Here is a 19,674-nt window from a genome sequence, read left to right as displayed (position 1 = left end):
TAGTCAAATTACCATAATTATACGTATTTATGCAAGTGGATTACGTTCCCCTAACATACGAACTACATATACTTCCTCACAAAAACCTCGTAATCCATTGTAAATGCGACTAACACGTGCTTCATTTTCGACTAGACCAAACACTGTCGGGCCACTGCCACTCATCAGTACAGCATCTGCACCAAAGCGTTGCATCTGTTCTTTAATCGTAATCACTTCTGGATGTAACTTAAATGTTACAGTTTCCAAAACATTTCCAAGCGACTGGCACATTAATTCATAATCATCCGTCTCAATAGCTTTTATCATTTGTTTTGTATTTGGATGATTTAAACCTTCAATATTTAATCCACCATATACATCTGCAGTAGAAACACCAATTTTCGGCTTTGCTAATACAACCCAACATGTTGGAGGTGCTGTTAGTTCCTGAATTTTTTCGCCGCGCCCAGTTGCTAGGGCCGTACCACCGTATACACAGAACGATACATCGGAGCCAATTTTCGATCCTAGTTCAGCTAGCTCGTCTAAAGATAAATTTAAATTCCAAAGCTCATTTAAACCGCGCAACGTAGCAGCTGCATCGCTACTTCCGCCAGCTAAACCTGCCGCAATTGGAATTTGTTTTTCAATTGAAATGTCGACGCCTTCTTTAATATCGTATGTACTTTTAATTAGCTCAGCCGCTTGATAAGCGAAATTACGTTGGTCATCCGGCACAAAATTATCGGCCGAGATAATTTTAATTTGTCCGTCTTTACGCGTCTCCAGTCCAATCCGGTCAGCTAAATCAACCGTAGTCATAACCATCTCTACTTCATGATAATTATCAGGACGCTTATAAAGCACATCGAGTGTTAAATTAATTTTAGCGGGTGCTTTTACATACAACATTGAAAATTCCTCCTACTAGATAAGGCACGCAATTTTAATTACGTAATCAATTTATTAATATACCTATTTTAACATACGACGTGCTTGAGCAATGTACTAAAGTAGATACTTTTTACGCATATTTCAACTTATAAAAAGAACACCCTCGCAAGGATTACCTTGCTTAAGGGTGTCACTTTTCGTCAACTTACTTTTGGTTGTTCTGCGAGTTCTGTTTGGCTAAGTTATTCTCGGCCATTTCAATTGCACGCTTTACCATGTTTCCTGCATCACGGGATTTAATACCGCCCCAACCCTCACGTTCCACTACGTCATAAAATCCAAGTTCTTTTGCAATCTCTTCCTTTAGACGGCTAGACATGATTTTTTGTTTCGCCATGCAAAAAACCTCCCTTTTCGTTGACGCACTTAGCATGTGTAAAAAATAAAAAAACACTCATATAAAATGAGCGCTTTTTTAAAAATATTAAAATAAGTACTAGAAAAACTATTTGATGGTAGCAACAGCATCATCTAAAAAAGTAATCTCTACTGCTTCAGTAAGTATATCTGTGTAACTGTAAGAGACGCGTTTATTCGCATTATCCTCTTGCTTTAGTTCGATAACGAACACTGCGTGATAAGTATCACTTAAGACACCCTCACATTCAATCGTTTTCTTGCGGCCTCCATTTGCTTTTAATTGCAAACGTTTACCCAAGTGACTATCTAATGATTTTTTAATGTCTGCTAACGTTTTTGGCATTTTTGCATACACCTCACTATAAACCAGTTTAACACAGTGTATTTTAAATGTCAATAAAATATAATATTTTATCACCGCTATCCGAAGCCGTCAACTTTTTTCTGAAGTTTTTCTGAAGTTTTTTCAACTCTACATTCACATTATTGACGAACACAAAAGGCTGGATGTAAGCAATCTGATAATTTCCCAAATTCTTGAATACTCAACGTTTCGCCACGGCGACTTGGATCAATCCCCGCTTCTGCTAGTGCTTGAATAATGAGCTCTTTATTTTGTTTCCCATTTACAAGTCCGTTTTGTAAATTATTTAAAATCGTTTTACGACGTTGCGCAAACGATGCACGGGAAACTTCGAATAAAAAGTCTTCATCAATGACTTTAACTGGCGGTGTTTCATGTTTTATAAGTCGAATAACCGCAGAATCTACATTAGGCTGGGGCATAAATACCGTCTTCGGTACAATCATGGCAATTTCAGCAGTTACGTAATATTGAATTGCGATGGATAATGAACCATACGCTTTCGTACCTGGTTTTGCAGTAATACGGTCCGCTACTTCCTTCTGCATCATGACCACAAAGCCACGAATAGGTAAACGATCATTCAAAAGTTTCATTAAAATAGGTGTTGTTACGTAATAAGGCAAATTGGCTACAACCATTATATCTTCAATGCCCGGCATTTCCTCAGCAATTACTTGTTCTACATCTGCTTTTAAAATGTCTGAGTGGACAATTTTTACATTATTATAAGGGCTGAGCGTATCTTCTAATACTGGCAACAGTCGTTGGTCAATCTCAAACGATACGACCTTCTTGGCTTCCCGCGCTAAATGTTCTGTTAATGCACCAATACCAGGACCGACTTCAATCGCCCCACTATTTTCTGTTAAATTCGCATGGCTAACAATGTTTCGTAAAATATTGGGATCTATTAAAAAGTTCTGCCCTAAACTTTTTTTAAATGAAAATCCGTACTTCTCTAAAATTTCCTTAGTACGTATCGGTGTGGCAATGTCTTTATACATGCATATCCTCCTGATCTAATTGCAAAATGGCTTCTGCGAATTGCTCGATTGAAATCTGAAACATCATTAATCGTTTATGCAATTGCTTCCCGTTTGTCATTCCTATATTTAAAATTTCCCCTAACTGTTCACGTCGCTTTTTCGATTGGGGGTGACCTATCAGTTTGGCTATCATTAAATCTTCCAATGTAATTTTCTCATCAATTTGTGATTCAGCTAATGTATATACATTACTTAACGCTTCACGAATATCTTCATCACTCGCATGCTCAACCCCTAAGCCTTTGCCGTTTTTTGCAATAGTTTTTGCCTTTGCTAAAAATGCATGTTTTACTCCGGGGATACGTTCTTCAATAATGGAACGAATTCGGCGTCCAGGGTAATCCGGGTCAGTAAAAACGATGACGCCTCGTTTCTTTTGCGCATGTGCAATTCTACGTAATACTTCATCCGAAATTGCTGAGCCATTTGTTTCAATTGTATCTGCACCTGTCGCACGCTTAATTGCAGTTGTATCATCTTTTCCTTCGACAACAATAATCTCTTGAATATCCAAGAAATGTTCCTCTTTTCTAACATAGTCTTTCGCTATTTTACCATAGAATGCGTTTTGTTACTTCTGTACTTACTCTAAGAACTAAAGCACATATCTCCCGTACAACTCTGACTCTTACATTTAATTATTTCCAATACAGCGAAAAAAGCTTCCTCGCTATCAGTCAAAAAGCGAGAAAGCTACTATACATTTTGGAATAATATTTTATAGAATATACTTTATCTTTGCTAATCCAAACTCCTATATATTTTGAAAATTAACTGTAAAACTTCCAAAATGCCAAGAGCTGTGACGACTAACAGATGATAAGAACATTCTATAACAAACACATTTCTATTTGTTTTATTTACGGTATATTATTTTAATACTTTAAGACGTACTTTTTTACGTCCCCAGTTATATGCCTCAGATTTTGTTGGTACTAAAACGTCAATCTTATTGCCTTTAATAGCTCCACCTGTATCTGCAGCTACCGCGTTACCATAGCCCTCAACCCAAACTTTTGTGCCTAATGGGATGATACGAGGATCCACCGCAATAACCTTCATGTCTGGATTTGCGCGCAGGTTAAGACCAGCTGCTGATATACCTGAGCAGCCTGTACAGTGTGGTGTATATGCTGTTGCTTCAACATAAAACTCTTTTCCTGAATTCGGTTCACTCGAACGTGATACTTTTGCAGTTACAACTTTTGTACCTACTGATAAAACCTTTGTTTTCGGTTGCTCAATTATTTTTTCAGAAGCTACCTTTTTAGATACGACTTTACCGTTTTCTTTCACGATATTGTACGTACGCTCAACTTTACCTTTTTTACCTTCTGTTACAACTTTCTCTTTACCCTTCAATAACGAAGAGTCATTTTTTCTTTCAATTGGGAAATCTACTGATTCCTCCACTACATCGGTAACCTTTTCTACGCGAACAACTGCGATTTTATCATTCGGAGTGATAACGTCCTCCAAATTTTTATCGACACGATCCGATTCACCTAGTTGAATCTCTTGTTGTTTTAAAAAGTTAGCGACCGTAGTCGAAGTGGACCATACTTGTCTCTCTTTTTTGCCATCGACAAGCGTTAACTGAAACGCCTTTTGAATATCGATTTTGTTATCGGCTCCTACTTCTGTATCTAAGCTTTGTGATACAAGATCCTGCTCTGTTACTTCAATATTTGCTTCTTCCAAAATGTTCTTCACTACTTTTTCAGTTGTCCAAACTTTTGACTGATTTCCATCAACTGAAATTACTATTTCTTTTGCCTGTTCCCATTCGATTGACATTCCACTATCAATCTTGGTGCTCAGTGAGGGTGATACTTTATCATAATTTGTGATATCTATATTTTGAGCTGTAAGTAGCTCATCAACCGTAGTTGCGTGTGTGTATAATTTTGATGTCTCACCGTTTGCGATAAGCGTAACGGGAGTTTTCGTTCCATGATAAAGAACGAATGCAATTACAGATACAAACAGGACTACCGATAAAACCCGAATTCCTGTTTGCTTACTCCTCAATGATCCTAAGAACTGGCTTTTCATGGATTGATTTGACATGAAAATAACGCCTCCTTAATACAAAGTTGGATTATACGCGACTACTTTTCGTACTGTCAATAGAAATGAATTTTTGTAAAATTGGATGTTTTATTTAAACTCGTGACACAACTAGTATTGGAGACGTATTAAAACTTTAATCAATTCCAAATAAAAAATAATCCAAATAAGTATTCCATCAATTTGATAAATATTTTTATTGGATTATTTATTTTGCTATTTTACATCATTTGTTATTAATCGATTTTAAAAAAGCGCTTTGCATTTTCAGTCGTTTTTAAAGCAACTTCTTCCACTGGTATTTCCTTAAGTCGCGCGATTTCCTCAGCGACTAAAGTAACGTACGCAGGTTCGTTTCGTTTCCCTCTGTAAGGATGAGGTGCTAAATAAGGCGCATCCGTTTCTATTAATAGGTGCTCCAATGGAATTTCAGTAGCTACTTCTTTTGGCTGACGCGCATTTTTAAATGTAACAGGTCCTCCTAAACTAATCATAAAGTTCATGTCTATGCATTCACGGGCAGTTTCAACACTCCCACCAAAACAATGCATAATACCACCTACAGCTGCGGCATCTTCTTCATGTAAAATGCGAACAACATCTCCTGTTGCATCACGGTTATGAATAATAATTGGCAAATTAAGTTTTTTTGCTAGTTGGATTTGCTTTCGGAACCAGTACTGTTGGATATCTTTCGGTGATTTATCCCAATAATAATCCAGTCCTGTTTCACCAATCCCAACTACTTTAGGATGTTTTGCTAGTTGTTCAATCCAACTTAAGTATTCATCTGTACAATCTATTGCATCTACTGGATGCCAACCAATCACGGCATAAATAAAATCAAATTCTTCTATAAGTTGCATCGCTCGTTCTATTGTTTTTTTATCAAAGCCGATAACAACCATTTTTTCTATTTTTGCAGCAATTGCTCGGTCAATTACCTCATGTAAATCTTCCTCATACTGATCTGCGTTTAAATGGACATGTGTATCGATATATGTGCTCATCATCATTTCTCCTATCGTGTATTGTACTCACTGAACATATTTCTTAGTTTTCAGTATTATTACATTCAAATTACAAAAATAAAACCCCTTGTTATATTACCGTTTCAAAAATAGTAATTATAATTCCAAATAACTATAGAATTAACTATTTCTCTCAACAAAATATTATATCAATATACTTTATGATGGATTAAAAATACAAAAGCCTGTTGAACATCATTCGTCCAACAGACTCCATTTAAATTACTTCACTTGTGCACCGTTTGCCAATTTAGGATCGACAGTTGCCAATGTTAAAATGCCATCGTGCGAGCCCGCTAAAATCATACCTTGAGATAATTCTCCACGTAATGTAACCGGTTTTAAATTTGCTACTACAATTACTTTTTTACCAACTAATTCTTCCGGTTTATAATGCTCAGCAATACCTGAAACAACTTGACGTTGCTCATAGCCTAAGTCTACTTGTAACTTTAACAGCTTCTTCGCTTTTGCAACCGGTTCACAAGCTAATACTGTCGCAACTCTTAGGTCAATTTTCATGAAATCGTCTATTGAAATCTCTTCTGTATTAGGTGCTTCTACACTTGTAGATTCTTCTTGTTGTGTTGTTTTTACAGAGCCTTGCATTTGTTCACGAATATAGGCCACTTCAATTTCCGCATCTAAACGTGGGAAAATTGGTGTTCCTTTTTCTACCACTTTAATGTTTCTTGGAATAACATTGCCGAATGTTTCAATTGTGTCCCATGCTAATAATTTATCATCTAGTCCCAACTGCTCCATAATTTGCTTTGGTGCATTTGTCATAAACGGTTGAATCAGCACTGCAATATGACGTAAACTTTCTGCTAAATTATTCATTACAGCAGCTAACTTATTTCTATCCGCTTCGTCTTTTGCCAATACCCAAGGAGATGTTTCATCAATATACTTATTTGTACGTGATACAAGTGACCAAATCTCAGAAAGTACGACACTAAATTGCATTTTTTCCATACTTTCTTCATATCTAATACGTACACTTTCAGCATGTGATTTTAAAGCTGCATCAAATTCCGTTTCCTGTAAGTTTTCAGTAGGAATTTCTCCATCGAAATACTTGTTCATCATTGAAACAGTTCGATTTAAAAGATTTCCTAAGTCATTTGCTAAATCAAAGTTTGTACGCTCTACAAATGATTCTGGCGAGAAGACACCATCTTGACCGAATGGCAATTCACGTAATAAGAAATAGCGTGTCGCATCTAGACCATATCGCTCGATTAACATTTCCGGGTAGACAACGTTCCCTTTAGATTTCGACATCTTTCCATCCTTCATCATAATGAAACCGTGTGCAAAAATCTTTTTCGGTAAAGGCAACTCCAAGGCCATTAAGAAAATCGGCCAATAAATCGTATGGAATCGCACGATATCTTTCCCTACTACATGGACATCGGCTGGCCAGTATTTATTGAACAACTCTTCATTGTCAGAACCATACCCTAATGAAGTAATATAGTTCGATAAAGCATCTACCCATACATAAATAACATGTTTCGGATTTCCTGGTACTTTAATGCCCCAGTCGAATGATGTTCGAGAAACCGATAAATCTTCCAGCCCCGGTTTAATGAAGTTATTAATCATTTCATTTTTTCGAGATTCAGGTTCTATAAATTCTAAATTATCCTCATAATAAGCAAGTAATCGATCGGCATACTTTTTCATATTAAAGAAGTAAGATTCTTCATTTACTTTTTGAACATCCCGACCACAATCCGGGCACTTTCCTTCCATTAATTGCGTCTCAGTATAATAAGATTCACAAGGCACACAATATAACCCTTCGTATTCACCTATATAAATATCGCCATTATTCAAAAACTTTTGGAAAATCTTTTCGACTGCATCAACATGGCGCTTTTCAGTAGTTTGAATAAAGTCATTATAGGAAATATCCATAGTATCCCATAATTTCTTTGCACTCTCTGCAATTTCGTTTACGTAATCTTGTGGGTGCATACCAGACTCTTGCGCTTTTTCCTGTATTTTTTGACCGTGTTCGTCCATACCTGTTAAAAAGCGTACATCAAAACCTTTTAAACGCTTATACCGCGCTATTGCATCAGATGCAACCGTTGTATAGGCGGTACCGATGTGAAACTTACCGCTTGGATAATAAATTGGGGTTGTTATATAGAATGTTTGTTGTTCACTCACGAAAGTGCCTCCATTTGTTTGTTAAGTATAATCTTTATTCTAACCAAGTACGAAACTTGTTTCAATGAAAGTTTATCGGAATCCCAACATGTCGAAAAATCAACACGCAAAATTGGGAATTCCTTAAATCTTTTTGACTATTGCAAAAATATTTTGGTAAATATTTTTCATATCTGCACATTATATTACAAATATGACAAAAAAGTTTCTCGAACGAAGAAAATGTGAATGCTAATTAATTGACGTATATGGTATTAGTTGGTATGATTCTAAATAGACAAGGTTAAATGTCGAATTTTGACGAAATTTAAATAAGTTAATTAAAAGAATATAGGAGGAAATATTAATTATGAAATCAACAGGTATCGTACGTAAAGTAGACGAATTAGGACGTGTGGTAATTCCAATTGAATTGCGCCGTACATTAGGTATTGCAGAAAAGGATGCTTTAGAAATCTACGTAGACGACGACAAAATTATCTTAAAAAAATATATGCCTAACATGACATGTGCAGTAACTGGTGAAGTTTCTGATGAAAACATGCGTTTAGTAGGCGGTAAATTAATCTTGTCTTCTGAAGGTGCAGAAGCATTAATGAAAGAAATCCAATCAAACCTAAAAAAGTAAGTGAAGACTCTATTTAAAAAACCTTCTAGGTAACCAATACTTTTCTAATATAAAGTATTATTTTACCAAACAAAAAAAGCATTGAAAAGTAAGATGACTTTTCAATGCTTTTTTTATTGATGATATGCTTGATACACATCGCGTTTAGGTAAATTACGTAATTTAGCTACTTCTTTAATTGCTTCTTTTGAAGAAACTTTAGTTTCCTCTATTATATAAGAGACATGTTCTTCTAAAGACATGTTTGTCCAATAGCTTTCTTCCTCATCTTCTATTTCATCAGCAGTGTTACCTTCCAAAACAATACAAAATTCCCCTCGGATTTCATTTTCGCTTGCCCACACTATCGCTTCCTCTATAGTCCCACGTAAAAACTCTTCAAATTTCTTTGTTAGTTCACGTGCCAATGTAATTTGGCGATTTCCTAAAACAAGCTGTAAATCTTTCAAAGTTTCCTTTAATCGATGAGGTGCTTCATAAAAAATAAGTGTTTCTTGTCGTTTCGATAATTTATCCAGTTGCTCTCGACGTTCCTTTTTATTCCGTTTTAAAAAACCAAAGAAATAAAAGGGCTGTGGGGATAAGCCGGATGCAATCAAGGCAGTCAATGCTGCATTCGCCCCTGGGATCGGTACGACAGCAAAATCTTCGGCAATTGCTTTCACAACAATATCTGCACCAGGATCAGAAATGCACGGTAGACCCGCATCACTTACTAATGCGATGGACTTCCCTTCACGCAAATAGCCTAATAACTTCTCCCCACCTACTTCTATATTATGCTCATGATAACTAATAAGCGGTGTTTGTATGTCATAGTAATTACATAGCTTTTTCGTATTACGCGTATCTTCTGCAGCAATAATATCCACTTCTTTTAGAATTCGTAATGCTCGCATAGTCATATCTTCTAAATTGCCAATTGGTGTGGCTACTAAGTACAGGCAGCTTCCTTGCTCATGTTGACTACTTTTCTGTGATTTCATCTGAAGCCCTCCTAATATAATCAATTTTTTGGGAACGTTTAAGTTGCTTGAATGCATATTCAGCCGACATCGCTTGTTCCTTTGTTGTAAAGGTTTCATAGTAAATACATTTTACAGGACCTCGTGCGCGCGTATATTTAGCACCTTTACCTGCATTATGTGCAGCAATACGCTTCTCTAAATTGTTTGTATAACCTGCATAGAATGATGTATCTTTGCACTCTAACACATAAAAATAGTGTTTATTTTCCTTCTCCATATAAAAGTGCCCTCACTTCTGCCGTATATTCGTTATCATCCTTATATACGTATAATGGAGGAAGAATTTTTAAATCCGGCTTACCATCTTTTATCGCTTCGATTAATAGCGTATTGGCTTCTTTCCCATGTTTCGGATAGACAAATTGAATTCGCTTCGGCTCTAAACGATTTGCCCGCATCGCTGTTACAATATCCAAAAGTCTACCTGGTCTGTGCACAAAAGCCGCTTTGCCACCTTGCTTTAATAAACGGCTTGCCGCTTCTACTGCCTCGTCTAGTGTTAAATGGATTTCATGCCTCGCAATCGCATAATGTTCACTCATATTTTTTTCACTTAGTTCGTGTGCTAAAAAATACGGCGGGTTACATGTAACTACATCGTATTTTTCGATTCCCAATGTTTGTGGTGTTTCCTTTACATCTCCCAATTGCATTTCTATTTGATGTGATAAATCATTATAGGCAATGCTGCGAGTTGCCATGTCATGTAATCTAGGTTGCAGTTCTACTCCTGTAATCTTTGCCTTTGTTCGAGCACTCAAAAATAGCGGAATTACTCCATTTCCCGAACAAAGGTCAATTATATGACCTCTACTTTTTGGGATTTGCACAAAGCGTGCTAATAATACTGCATCTAATGAAAACGAAAAGACTGATGGACTTTGAATAATTCTTAAATCTTCAGCAAGCAAATAGTCCAGTCGTTCATCATTCTTTAACCATTGTTCCAAATCACAATCCTCCACATAACTACTATTTATAAATTCTTACCTAAACAAAAGACTGATATCTACTTTTGCAGATTCAGCCTTTTTTTTTAACCATTTTGTTTATTTAAAAATGATAGACAGAACAAACAATCTTCACTTTTACGCGAGCTACCAAAATGCACATGGCATACGTGGAAACCTTCGTTATAAAGCCTTGCTAAATTATCGTAACCTTCGCCAATATCTACGGGTTCCTTTTTTATCTCTTCAACTTGTTTACTTGCAATCGCTTCATTCGCCAATAGTTCCTCTAAACGCTTACGTAGGTGAAGGTTTTCTGTTTGAAGCGTCTGATGCTCCTCCATCATATGCGCAACAAATTGCTTAAGTGCGCTAAATTGTTGTTGCATTGATTCAAGCTGTTGTTCGAACTCCATAACAGTATCTAAAAAATTACGGTCCTTCACTCAAGCCACCCCATTAATTCTATCTATATCAGATTTTTCTCATACTGCATGAGCTCTTCAAGCGTATATTCAACCATACGCTCCTGCTTCGTTAAATATACTTGAATAAGTCGCTCTAATACATTTAATCCGATGACTTTGCCTTCTCCTTCTGGTGTCATAGATAGATCACCAATGTCAGGCATACCTTCTTTTGCAATTTCATAATCATCATTTTCATATTTTAAGCAGCACATTAAACGTCCGCATAGCCCTGAAATTTTTGTCGGATTTAATGATAGGTTTTGATCCTTTGCCATTTTAATTGATACTGGCTCAAAATCCCCTAAAAATGTCGAACAACAAAGCATTCTTCCACAAGGCCCTATTCCGCCAAGTAATTTGGCTTCATCACGAACACCTATTTGGCGAAGTTCAATACGTGTACGGAAAACACTAGCTAAATCTTTTACTAGTTCTCGGAAATCTACACGTCCCTCTGCTGTAAAATAGAAAATAATTTTATTACGATCAAATGTATATTCTACGTCCACGAGCTTCATTTCTAACGAATGTTCAATTATTTTCGTATTCGCTAAATCAAATGCCCGCTTAGACTCAAATGTATTTTCTTCTACTTGAAAACGATCACGCTCATCTGCAGGTCGAACAACTTGCTTTAATGGTAAAACAACGTCATTTTCCCCGACTTGTCGCATGGGCACTACTACCTTGCCATATTCAATTCCGCGTGCAGTTTCTACGATGACATATTCTCCAACATCCAAAATATATGCTGCTGGATCAAAATAATATATTTTACCCGCTTTCTTAAAGCGAACTCCGACTACATTATACAAATGTATACCCCTCCTGAAGATTCAGCATAAGCTGTTCCATCAATAACGTACGATTCATATTACGATTTAAGTTTGTACGGGCTTGTAATATTGCCTGCATTTGACTCGATAACTTTTCATACGTCAATACTAAAGCCATCTCATTAAATCGTTGATACATATCGGGATACGTAGACACGGCTTGTTGATTTGCTTTAATCGCTACAATATCACGATACGCAAATAACAATAAATCCAGTGCCCGCTCCATTTCTTCTTTTTCTTTAAATAATGGAAGCCATTCTTCATGAAGGAATAATAAAGCTTCATGAATATTTTGATGAACAATCTCTACTAATTTTAACACTGTTTTCCGTGCAAGTACAAACTGCTCATCATTTGCTAGTGCAAAAGCTGTATCAATATCATTCGTTACCATACTTGTTGTCGATGCCATAGATTTAGTAAGCCCTTGATCTATGAGCTGCTCCATTAAATTAATACGTGGAGCTTTTGCAAATTTAATATGCTGACAACGTGAACGAATTGTAGGAATAATAGATTGAATTTGCTCCGTTAATAAAATTGCCACAACTTGTCCATCTGGCTCTTCTAAAAACTTTAAAAGCATATTGGCAGAGGCAATATTTAATTTGTCTGCATGATGCAGAACATAAATTTTTTTACCTTCCTCTACACCTGTCATTTTCACTTCAGCAACTAATTCCCGTATTTGATCTATTTTAATAAATTGACCATCTGGCTCTATTTGCCAAATATTCGGATGATTTCCCGAATCAATACGTCTGCAATTTCGACATGTTTCACATGGAACATTTTTTGACAAATTTCCGCAAAGGAGAAGTTTCATAAAAAAAGAGACGACATCTCGTTTGCCCGTACCTTTTTCACCTTCAAAAATATAGGCATGTGCTAAACGATTTTTTTCTACAATGGTTTGTAATTGCTTCATTACTACGGGCTGCAGCTTTGTAAGCTCTTCAATAGTTCGTGTCATTTCCTTCACCTTTTCATTTACTGCTTCTTTTTATTTGAATGGTCCTATGTACAATTCAAACAATTTATCGTCTGCTTGGAAAAAAGCCCGTGTCTAGTGCACAACAAAGACACGGGCATATTTTACATATACAGATTTATTAATAGTCCTTTAATTTCGCCAATTTTCGATAATAGCTCAATAGACTCTTTTTCTTCATTTAAAATATCTTCGGTTAATTCGACAAGTCGCTCATCAATTGTTTCGACAATTTTCAGGCGACGTCCTTCACCAAAGCGATTCCATGTATGGGATTGCTTCATTTCAAGACCATAATCAACGGCTTCTTGTAAAAAGCGTTTAATAAGCATTTTAAAACGTGCCAATTCCCTCAAATTTCGAGAACGGGCTACACGATCACCAGCTGTTGATATATCGCCTAAAAGTCTCGTGAGTTGCTCTGATTGCATTTTTGAACCTTGTTTTACAACCATATCTCCAAAACGATTACCATTTTGGTTTGCTGGACGTAAATCATTGCGATTTGCATTCAAATTTACCCGGAGATCCTGATTAATTTTCATTTATCATTCGCCTCCAAAAAGTCAATTATGCCTCGGCATAATTGCATCCGAAATCCGCTTTGCCCTCGAAAGAACATGCTGAATTCGTATATCTACCAGAGGCCTTAATATCTTTCATTCTGTTGAAAGATATTAAAAATGATGGAATTGTTCGATTGGCAATACAAATACAATCGCTCCACCAACTTCAACTTCTACAGGGTACGGGATGTAGGAATCAGCATTCCCTCCCATTGGTGAAACAGGAGCGACCATTTGCTCGCGTGAACGACAGTTTTCACGAATAATTTCTAACAACTTCGGAATTAATGAATCATCCGTACCTATTAAAAATGTCGTATTTCCCGACCGTAAAAAACCACCTGTACTCGCTAATTTTGTTGCTCGATAGTTGTTTTTCGTTAATGCATTGGATAAACGGTTACTATCTTGATCCTGTACTACTGCTACTACTAACTTCATCCGTACTCACCCCTTCATTGAATTGGTTCCTCTATTATATCATAAATAAAAGGTACACTTCATTTACTTTTACCCTAATAACGGATTTAAAATCATCCATACATCCTCAATCACTTGCTCTAACTCCTGATCTGCATTAATAATTTTAAAGCGTTCCGGATAACGTCTCATGGCCTCTCCGTAGCCTTCGTATACTTTTTCATGGAATCCTAAACTCTCTACATCTAATCGGTTTAATTCATCCGTACGGGTTGTATGAATACGAGCTAAACCTTTTTCAGGAGATATATTAAAGAATATAGTCACATCTGGAAGGCGCTTTCCTATGGCAAATTCATTGATAGCTAATACTTCATTAACACCGATTTCACGTGCATAGCCCTGATACGCTAATGAAGAATCGATGAATCGGTCACATAGTACATGTTTCCCTTTATCTAAAGCAGGTACTATTTTTTCATAAAAATGCTGGGCACGTGCTGCTGCATATAGTAATGCTTCTGTCCGTTCATGCATTTCGGTATGTGTTGGATCTAAAATAACAGCACGGATTTTTTCTGCTATTTCAATCCCACCTGGTTCACGTGTTAATAAAGCATCAATCTGTCTTTCTTTGAGGCGGTCACCTATTGCTTTTAACACGCTCGTTTTACCTGCCCCTTCTCCGCCTTCAAATGTAATAAATAAATTCCTTTGCATTTTTATATTCTCCCTGCATCTATTTTATGACTTGTATTAATTTCTCTTGTAGACGGTGCTCCCCTTGGAACACTGCTCCAATCGCAAGAAGCTCTTCCAATTGACTCAGTTTTGCGACTGTGATTTTCTCACCTGGTACAAATAACGGTATACCGGGTGGATATGGAATTATTGTTGAAGCGGCCACTCGTCCGATTGCTCTCATATACGGGAGCCACTCTTTCTCAGCCCGTTCAATTTCGTCAAAGCTATACTCCGCTTTTATAATAGGTGTCATTTCAAAAGTAGTCTGATTATCATACTCTTTCTTTCCTGGTAAGTCCTTCAAATGAATAAGTGCTTCTTTCATTCTGATTCGTAAATCAGCAAATGAATAACTATCTCCCTGCTTTAACAATGGCAAAATAATTAGGACTTGTTTCGCATCAGCCAATTCTACATAAACCTGTTCTTTTTCTAATGCTTCTTTTAATTGAAAGCCTGAATAGCCAGGTGCTCGAATTAATAATTTTAACGTATCATCGACTTCTACTACTTGCAATTCTGTCGATGATGTTAAAGATTCTATAAATTGCCGACGTTTATCCATTAAATAGGAATAGTCAATATCCGTATAATTTGCAACATAGCTTCTCGCATCATCAAGTGAAGCTAACAATAAATAGGACGGACTACTCGATTGTAACATACGTAAATAATGGTTTACCCTTTGTGCACTTATTAGCGATGTTTTCATATGTAAAAAAGAGGCCATCGTCATTGCCGGCAATGTTTTATGGGCAGACTGTACAACAATGTCTGCACCAGCATCTAAAGCGGATTGTGGCAGTTTGTCTGTCACTTTCAAATGAGCTCCATGTGCTTCATCCACTAATACAGGAATATTGTAAGAGTGGCAAAGGTCAATTTGCTCCACTAAATCACTCGCTGTCACCCCATAATAAGTTGGATATGTAAAAATGGCTGCTTTTGCATATGGATAGCTCGCTAATGCAGATCTCAGTGTATCCAATTCAATACAGCCAGGAGTTTGACTTTCAGTATGCCATTTAGGCGCAATATATACTGGGTTTACCCCCACCAGTTCAAGAGCATGGAAAATAGATTTATGCGCATTACGTTGGACAAGCACCGTATCCCCTCTTTGGCATGTTGCATAGATCATTGCCAAGTTACCAACTGTAGAACCGTTAACTAAAAAGAAACTTCGATCTGCTCCATATGTAGAGGCAAGTAACTGTTCAGCTTGTAAAATAATTGTTTCTGGATGATGGAAGTCATCTAAGCCTGTCAACTCGGTTACATCGTATGTTAATGCGCGCTTAACCACGCTTGGTAAATTTGAAAGCAACCCATTTTTATGTCCAGGCACATGAAGGGATTGCGGTTCATTCGCTACAAATTCTTTTAATGCTTGAACGATTGGTCGATTATTTTTCACCGTCGTCACCTCATTTATTATTATCATTCTATTATAAGACGATTATGCAAATAAAAAAACTAGCCAACAACCCTTATTAGCTAGTGAACTATCTCAGGGAATTTTCACTTTCCCTACTATGAGAGAAAATCCCAACAGATTTCGCAGATTATTAAATAACTCCGATATTTTAGTTCAACTTTGACAATAATTAAAGTCCTTCGTATCTAATATTTTTTAACTACTTTTTTCTTTGAAAATTAACTTGTACTAACTTATTAAACAACAAAAAAACCACTGAAAATTCAGTGGTTTTGCGTGTGCGAAGCGACGTCCTACTCTCACAGGGGGAAGCCCCCAACTACCATCGGCGCTAAAGAGCTTAACTTCCGTGTTCGGTATGGGAACGGGTGTGACCTCTTTGCCATCATCACTTCACTATTGAAAGAATTTCATTCTTTCAAAACTGGATAAACGTTTCATTGAGTTGTGCAATAAAATGTGGTTAAGTCCTCGACCGATTAGTATTCGTCAGCTACATGCGTCACCGCACTTCCACCTCGAACCTATCTACCTGATCGTCTTTCAGGGGTCTTACTTACTTGCGTAATGGGAAATCTCATCTTGAGGGGGGCTTCATGCTTAGATGCTTTCAGCACTTATCCCGTCCACACATAGCTACCCAGCGATGCCTTTGGCAAGACAACTGGTACACCAGCGGTGTGTCCATCCCGGTCCTCTCGTACTAAGGACAGCTCCTCTCAAATTTCCTACGCCCACGACGGATAGGGACCGAACTGTCTCACGACGTTCTGAACCCAGCTCGCGTACCGCTTTAATGGGCGAACAGCCCAACCCTTGGGACCGACTACAGCCCCAGGATGCGATGAGCCGACATCGAGGTGCCAAACCTCCCCGTCGATGTGGACTCTTGGGGGAGATAAGCCTGTTATCCCCGGGGTAGCTTTTATCCGTTGAGCGATGGCCCTTCCATGCGGAACCACCGGATCACTAAGCCCGTCTTTCGACCCTGCTCGACTTGTAGGTCTCGCAGTCAAGCTCCCTTATGCCTTTACACTCTTCGAATGATTTCCAACCATTCTGAGGGAACCTTTGGGCGCCTCCGTTACTCTTTAGGAGGCGACCGCCCCAGTCAAACTGTCCGCCTGACACTGTCTCCTACCCCGCTAAGGGGCATGGGTTAGAAGTTCAATACAACCAGGGTAGTATCCCACCGACGCCTCCTCCGAAGCTGGCGCTCCGGGATCTCTGGCTCCTACCTATCCTGTACAAGTTGTACCAAAATTCAATATCAGGCTACAGTAAAGCTCCACGGGGTCTTTCCGTCCTGTCGCGGGTAACCTGCATCTTCACAGGTACTATAATTTCACCGAGTCTCTCGTTGAGACAGTGCCCAGATCGTTACGCCTTTCGTGCGGGTCGGAACTTACCCGACAAGGAATTTCGCTACCTTAGGACCGTTATAGTTACGGCCGCCGTTTACTGGGGCTTCAATTCACAGCTTCGCTTGCGCTAACCGCTCCTCTTAACCTTCCAGCACCGGGCAGGCGTCAGCCCCTATACGTCACCTTACGGTTTTGCAGAGACCTGTGTTTTTGCTAAACAGTCGCCTGGGCCTATTCACTGCGGCTTCTCTAGGCTATGCACCCAAAGAAGCACCCCTTCTCCCGAAGTTACGGGGTCATTTTGCCGAGTTCCTTAACGAGAGTTCTCTCGCACACCTTAGGATTCTCTCCTCGACTACCTGTGTCGGTTTGCGGTACGGGCACCTCTCACCTCGATAGAGGCTTTTCTTGGCAGTGTGAAATCAGGAACTTCGCTCTAAAGAGCTCGTCATCACAGCTCAACGTTATAGTATGCGGATTTGCCTACATACACGCCTTACTGCTTGAACACGCGCAACCAACGGCGTGCTTACCCTATCCTACTGCGTCCCCCCATTTCTCAAACGGTGAGGAGGTGGTACAGGAATATCAACCTGTTGTCCATCGCCTACGCCTATCGGCCTCGGCTTAGGTCCCGACTAACCCTGAGCGGACGAGCCTTCCTCAGGAAACCTTAGTCATACGGTGCATGGGATTCTCACCCATGTTTCGCTACTCATACCGGCATTCTCACTTCTAATCGCTCCACCAGTCCTTCCGGTCTGACTTCAACGCTATTAGAACGCTCTCCTACCACGCATACTCAAAGTATGCATCCACAGCTTCGGTGAATCGTTTAGCCCCGATACATTTTCGGCGCAGCGTCACTCGACCAGTGAGCTATTACGCACTCTTTAAATGATGGCTGCTTCTAAGCCAACATCCTGGTTGTCTAAGCAACGCCACATCCTTTTCCACTTAACGATTACTTGGGGACCTTAGCTGGTGGTCTGGGCTGTTTCCCTCTTGACTACGGATCTTATCACTCGCAGTCTGACTCCCGTGTATAAATATCCGGCATTCGGAGTTTGTCTGAATTCGGTAAAGCGAGATGCCCCCCTAGTCCAAACAGTGCTCTACCTCCGGTATTCTCAATCACGAGGCTAGCCCTAAAGCTATTTCGGAGAGAACCAGCTATCTCCAGGTTCGATTGGAATTTCTCCGCTACCCACACCTCATCCCCGCACTTTTCAACGTGCGTGGGTTCGGGCCTCCAGTGAGTGTTACCTCACCTTCACCCTGGACATGGGTAGATCACCTGGTTTCGGGTCTACGACCACGTACTAATTCGCCCTATTCAGACTCGCTTTCGCTGCGGCTCCGTCTTCTCAACTTAACCTCGCACGTAATCGTAACTCGCCGGTTCATTCTACAAAAGGCACGCTATCACCCATTAACGGGCTCTAACTACTTGTAGGCACACGGTTTCAGGATCTATTTCACTCCCCTTCCGGGGTGCTTTTCACCTTTCCCTCACGGTACTGGTTCACTATCGGTCACTAGGTAGTATTTAGCCTTGGGAGATGGTCCTCCCGGATTCCGACGGAATTTCACGTGTTCCGCCGTACTCAGGATACACTCTGGAGGGAATGAACTTTTGACTACAGGGCTTTTACCTTGTTTCGCGGACCTTTCCAAGTCGCTTCGTCTAACTCATTCTTTTGTAACTCCGTATAGAGTGTCCTACAACCCCAAAGAGCAAGCTCTTTGGTTTGGGCTCTTCCCGTTTCGCTCGCCGCTACTCAGGGAATCGAATTTTCTTTCTGTTCCTGCAGGTACTTAGATGTTTCAGTTCCCTGCGTCTGTCCTCATCACGCTATGTATTCACGTGTAGATACTATCCGATTAAAGATAGTGGGTTCCCCCATTCGGAAATCCCCGGATCAAAGCTTACTTACAGCTCCCCGAGGCATATCGGTGTTAGTGCCGTCCTTCATCGACTCCTAGTGCCAAGGCATCCACCGTGCGCCCTTATTAACTTAACCAAAAGTTAACACTTAGATAAAATCTAAGATTTAAGTTTACACGTCAATTGCTTGACTTGTTACATTTCTATAAAATAGAAATTTGTTTTATTGCTATCAATGTCGTTTTATCCAGTTTTCAAAGAACGAAATGCGGTTCAATCATACAAGATGAATTAAACCAACAAGGTTTTGAAGTATCTCATTCAATTAAGAATGAACCTTCAAAACTGAACAGC

General features: G+C 38.9%; 19 protein-coding genes and 2 rRNA genes. 1 reads left to right on the top strand and 20 read right to left on the bottom strand.

What is annotated here, in order from left to right:
• Window positions 1–27: 27 nt before the first annotated feature.
• The 8 genes from ispE to metG all read right to left on the bottom strand — a co-directional run bounded on the left by ispE (window position 28) and on the right by metG (window position 7,994).
• Window positions 28–894 (bottom strand): 4-(cytidine 5'-diphospho)-2-C-methyl-D-erythritol kinase, encoded by an 867-nt coding sequence (ispE, locus tag MKY13_RS00325; RefSeq protein ID WP_191701732.1) that lies wholly within the window; start codon window positions 892–894, stop codon window positions 28–30.
• Between the two features lie 187 nt (window positions 895–1,081).
• Window positions 1,082–1,273 carry a small, acid-soluble spore protein, alpha/beta type gene (locus tag MKY13_RS00320; RefSeq protein ID WP_191701733.1) on the bottom strand — a complete coding sequence of 64 codons (192 nt, stop codon included), beginning with the start codon at window positions 1,271–1,273 and terminating at the stop codon, window positions 1,082–1,084.
• Window positions 1,274–1,381: 108 nt separating this feature from the next.
• Window positions 1,382–1,639, bottom strand: a complete 258-nt coding sequence (locus MKY13_RS00315) for a Veg family protein (protein WP_191701734.1) — start codon at window positions 1,637–1,639, stop codon at window positions 1,382–1,384.
• Window positions 1,640–1,779: 140 nt separating this feature from the next.
• On the bottom strand, window positions 1,780–2,667 hold the full coding sequence (gene rsmA, locus MKY13_RS00310) for a 16S rRNA (adenine(1518)-N(6)/adenine(1519)-N(6))-dimethyltransferase RsmA (protein ID WP_191701735.1): 888 nt from the start codon (window positions 2,665–2,667) through the stop codon (window positions 1,780–1,782).
• Window positions 2,660–3,223, bottom strand: a complete 564-nt coding sequence (gene rnmV / locus MKY13_RS00305; RefSeq protein WP_191701736.1) for a ribonuclease M5 — start codon at window positions 3,221–3,223, stop codon at window positions 2,660–2,662. The genes rsmA and rnmV overlap by 8 nt, the downstream gene beginning before the upstream one ends.
• 356 nt (window positions 3,224–3,579) lie before the next feature.
• On the bottom strand, window positions 3,580–4,779 hold the full coding sequence (locus MKY13_RS00300) for a G5 and 3D domain-containing protein (protein ID WP_191701737.1): 1,200 nt from the start codon (window positions 4,777–4,779) through the stop codon (window positions 3,580–3,582).
• Window positions 4,780–5,015: 236 nt separating this feature from the next.
• Window positions 5,016–5,789 (bottom strand): TatD family hydrolase, encoded by a 774-nt coding sequence (locus MKY13_RS00295; RefSeq protein ID WP_191701738.1) that lies wholly within the window; start codon window positions 5,787–5,789, stop codon window positions 5,016–5,018.
• A gap of 243 nt (window positions 5,790–6,032) precedes the next feature.
• A complete protein-coding gene (gene metG, locus MKY13_RS00290) occupies window positions 6,033–7,994 on the bottom strand; it encodes a methionine--tRNA ligase (protein ID WP_191701739.1) in 1,962 nt (653 codons plus the stop codon).
• A gap of 349 nt (window positions 7,995–8,343) precedes the next feature.
• Between metG and MKY13_RS00285 the strand changes: the two genes are divergently transcribed.
• Window positions 8,344–8,622: an AbrB/MazE/SpoVT family DNA-binding domain-containing protein gene (locus MKY13_RS00285; protein WP_191701740.1), complete on the top strand. Its 279-nt coding sequence runs from the start codon at window positions 8,344–8,346 to the stop codon at window positions 8,620–8,622.
• Between the two features lie 113 nt (window positions 8,623–8,735).
• On the opposite strand, the gene rsmI is transcribed toward MKY13_RS00285, so the two are convergent.
• The 12 genes from rsmI to MKY13_RS00225 all read right to left on the bottom strand — a co-directional run bounded on the left by rsmI (window position 8,736) and on the right by MKY13_RS00225 (window position 19,456).
• The gene (gene rsmI / locus MKY13_RS00280) at window positions 8,736–9,608 is read right to left on the bottom strand and encodes a 16S rRNA (cytidine(1402)-2'-O)-methyltransferase (protein ID WP_191701741.1); all 873 of its coding nucleotides are present in this window, start codon (window positions 9,606–9,608) and stop codon (window positions 8,736–8,738) included.
• On the bottom strand, window positions 9,589–9,867 hold the full coding sequence (locus MKY13_RS00275) for a GIY-YIG nuclease family protein (protein ID WP_191701742.1): 279 nt from the start codon (window positions 9,865–9,867) through the stop codon (window positions 9,589–9,591). Before MKY13_RS00275 ends, rsmI begins: the two co-directional genes overlap by 20 nt.
• Window positions 9,851–10,600, bottom strand: coding sequence for a tRNA1(Val) (adenine(37)-N6)-methyltransferase (locus MKY13_RS00270; protein ID WP_191701743.1), 750 nt, complete (start codon window positions 10,598–10,600; stop codon window positions 9,851–9,853). The genes MKY13_RS00275 and MKY13_RS00270 overlap by 17 nt, the downstream gene beginning before the upstream one ends.
• A gap of 86 nt (window positions 10,601–10,686) precedes the next feature.
• Entirely contained in the window at window positions 10,687–11,046 is a 360-nt protein-coding gene (gene yabA, locus MKY13_RS00265; protein WP_191701744.1) for a DNA replication initiation control protein YabA, read from the bottom strand.
• A gap of 23 nt (window positions 11,047–11,069) precedes the next feature.
• Window positions 11,070–11,885, bottom strand: a complete 816-nt coding sequence (locus MKY13_RS00260) for a stage 0 sporulation family protein (RefSeq protein ID WP_191701745.1) — start codon at window positions 11,883–11,885, stop codon at window positions 11,070–11,072.
• Window positions 11,878–12,882 carry a DNA polymerase III subunit delta' gene (gene holB / locus MKY13_RS00255; protein ID WP_191701746.1) on the bottom strand — a complete coding sequence of 335 codons (1,005 nt, stop codon included), beginning with the start codon at window positions 12,880–12,882 and terminating at the stop codon, window positions 11,878–11,880. The genes MKY13_RS00260 and holB overlap by 8 nt, the downstream gene beginning before the upstream one ends.
• A gap of 122 nt (window positions 12,883–13,004) precedes the next feature.
• Window positions 13,005–13,445, bottom strand: coding sequence for a YaaR family protein (locus MKY13_RS00250; RefSeq protein ID WP_191701747.1), 441 nt, complete (start codon window positions 13,443–13,445; stop codon window positions 13,005–13,007).
• A 132-nt stretch (window positions 13,446–13,577) separates the two neighbouring features.
• Window positions 13,578–13,907, bottom strand: coding sequence for a cyclic-di-AMP receptor (locus MKY13_RS00245; protein WP_191701748.1), 330 nt, complete (start codon window positions 13,905–13,907; stop codon window positions 13,578–13,580).
• A 69-nt stretch (window positions 13,908–13,976) separates the two neighbouring features.
• Complete coding sequence (tmk, locus tag MKY13_RS00240; protein ID WP_191701749.1) at window positions 13,977–14,606, bottom strand: dTMP kinase; 630 nt, start codon at window positions 14,604–14,606, stop codon at window positions 13,977–13,979.
• 19 nt (window positions 14,607–14,625) lie between these two features.
• A complete protein-coding gene (locus tag MKY13_RS00235) occupies window positions 14,626–16,047 on the bottom strand; it encodes an aminotransferase class I/II-fold pyridoxal phosphate-dependent enzyme (protein ID WP_318245231.1) in 1,422 nt (473 codons plus the stop codon).
• 301 nt (window positions 16,048–16,348) lie between these two features.
• Window positions 16,349–16,464: ribosomal RNA gene (gene rrf, locus MKY13_RS00230) — 5S ribosomal RNA — on the bottom strand.
• Window positions 16,465–16,527: 63 nt separating this feature from the next.
• Window positions 16,528–19,456: ribosomal RNA gene (locus tag MKY13_RS00225) — 23S ribosomal RNA — on the bottom strand.
• Window positions 19,457–19,674: the final 218 nt, after the last annotated feature.

It is taken from the genome of Solibacillus sp. FSL W8-0372, assembly GCF_037969735.1.
GTDB classification, from domain to species: Bacteria; Bacillota; Bacilli; order Bacillales_A; family Planococcaceae; genus Solibacillus; species Solibacillus faecavium.
This window is presented reverse-complemented; position numbering and strand designations above follow the sequence as displayed.

Bases quoted from the DNA above. Each gene is read 5' to 3' on its own strand.
- ispE (WP_191701732.1), bottom strand. From the start codon at position 894: ATGTTGTATGTAAAAGCACCCGCTAAAATTAATTTAACACTCGATGTG.
- MKY13_RS00320 (WP_191701733.1), bottom strand. From the start codon at position 1,273: ATGGCGAAACAAAAAATCATGTCTAGCCGTCTAAAGGAAGAGATTGCA.
- MKY13_RS00315 (WP_191701734.1), bottom strand. From the start codon at position 1,639: ATGCCAAAAACGTTAGCAGACATTAAAAAATCATTAGATAGTCACTTG.
- rsmA (WP_191701735.1), bottom strand. From the start codon at position 2,667: ATGTATAAAGACATTGCCACACCGATACGTACTAAGGAAATTTTAGAG.
- MKY13_RS00300 (WP_191701737.1), bottom strand. From the start codon at position 4,779: ATGTCAAATCAATCCATGAAAAGCCAGTTCTTAGGATCATTGAGGAGT.
- MKY13_RS00295 (WP_191701738.1), bottom strand. From the start codon at position 5,789: ATGAGCACATATATCGATACACATGTCCATTTAAACGCAGATCAGTAT.
- MKY13_RS00285 (WP_191701740.1), top strand. From the start codon at position 8,344: ATGAAATCAACAGGTATCGTACGTAAAGTAGACGAATTAGGACGTGTG.
- rsmI (WP_191701741.1), bottom strand. From the start codon at position 9,608: ATGAAATCACAGAAAAGTAGTCAACATGAGCAAGGAAGCTGCCTGTAC.
- MKY13_RS00275 (WP_191701742.1), bottom strand. From the start codon at position 9,867: ATGGAGAAGGAAAATAAACACTATTTTTATGTGTTAGAGTGCAAAGAT.
- holB (WP_191701746.1), bottom strand. From the start codon at position 12,882: ATGACACGAACTATTGAAGAGCTTACAAAGCTGCAGCCCGTAGTAATG.
- MKY13_RS00250 (WP_191701747.1), bottom strand. From the start codon at position 13,445: ATGAAAATTAATCAGGATCTCCGGGTAAATTTGAATGCAAATCGCAAT.
- MKY13_RS00245 (WP_191701748.1), bottom strand. From the start codon at position 13,907: ATGAAGTTAGTAGTAGCAGTAGTACAGGATCAAGATAGTAACCGTTTA.
- tmk (WP_191701749.1), bottom strand. From the start codon at position 14,606: ATGCAAAGGAATTTATTTATTACATTTGAAGGCGGAGAAGGGGCAGGT.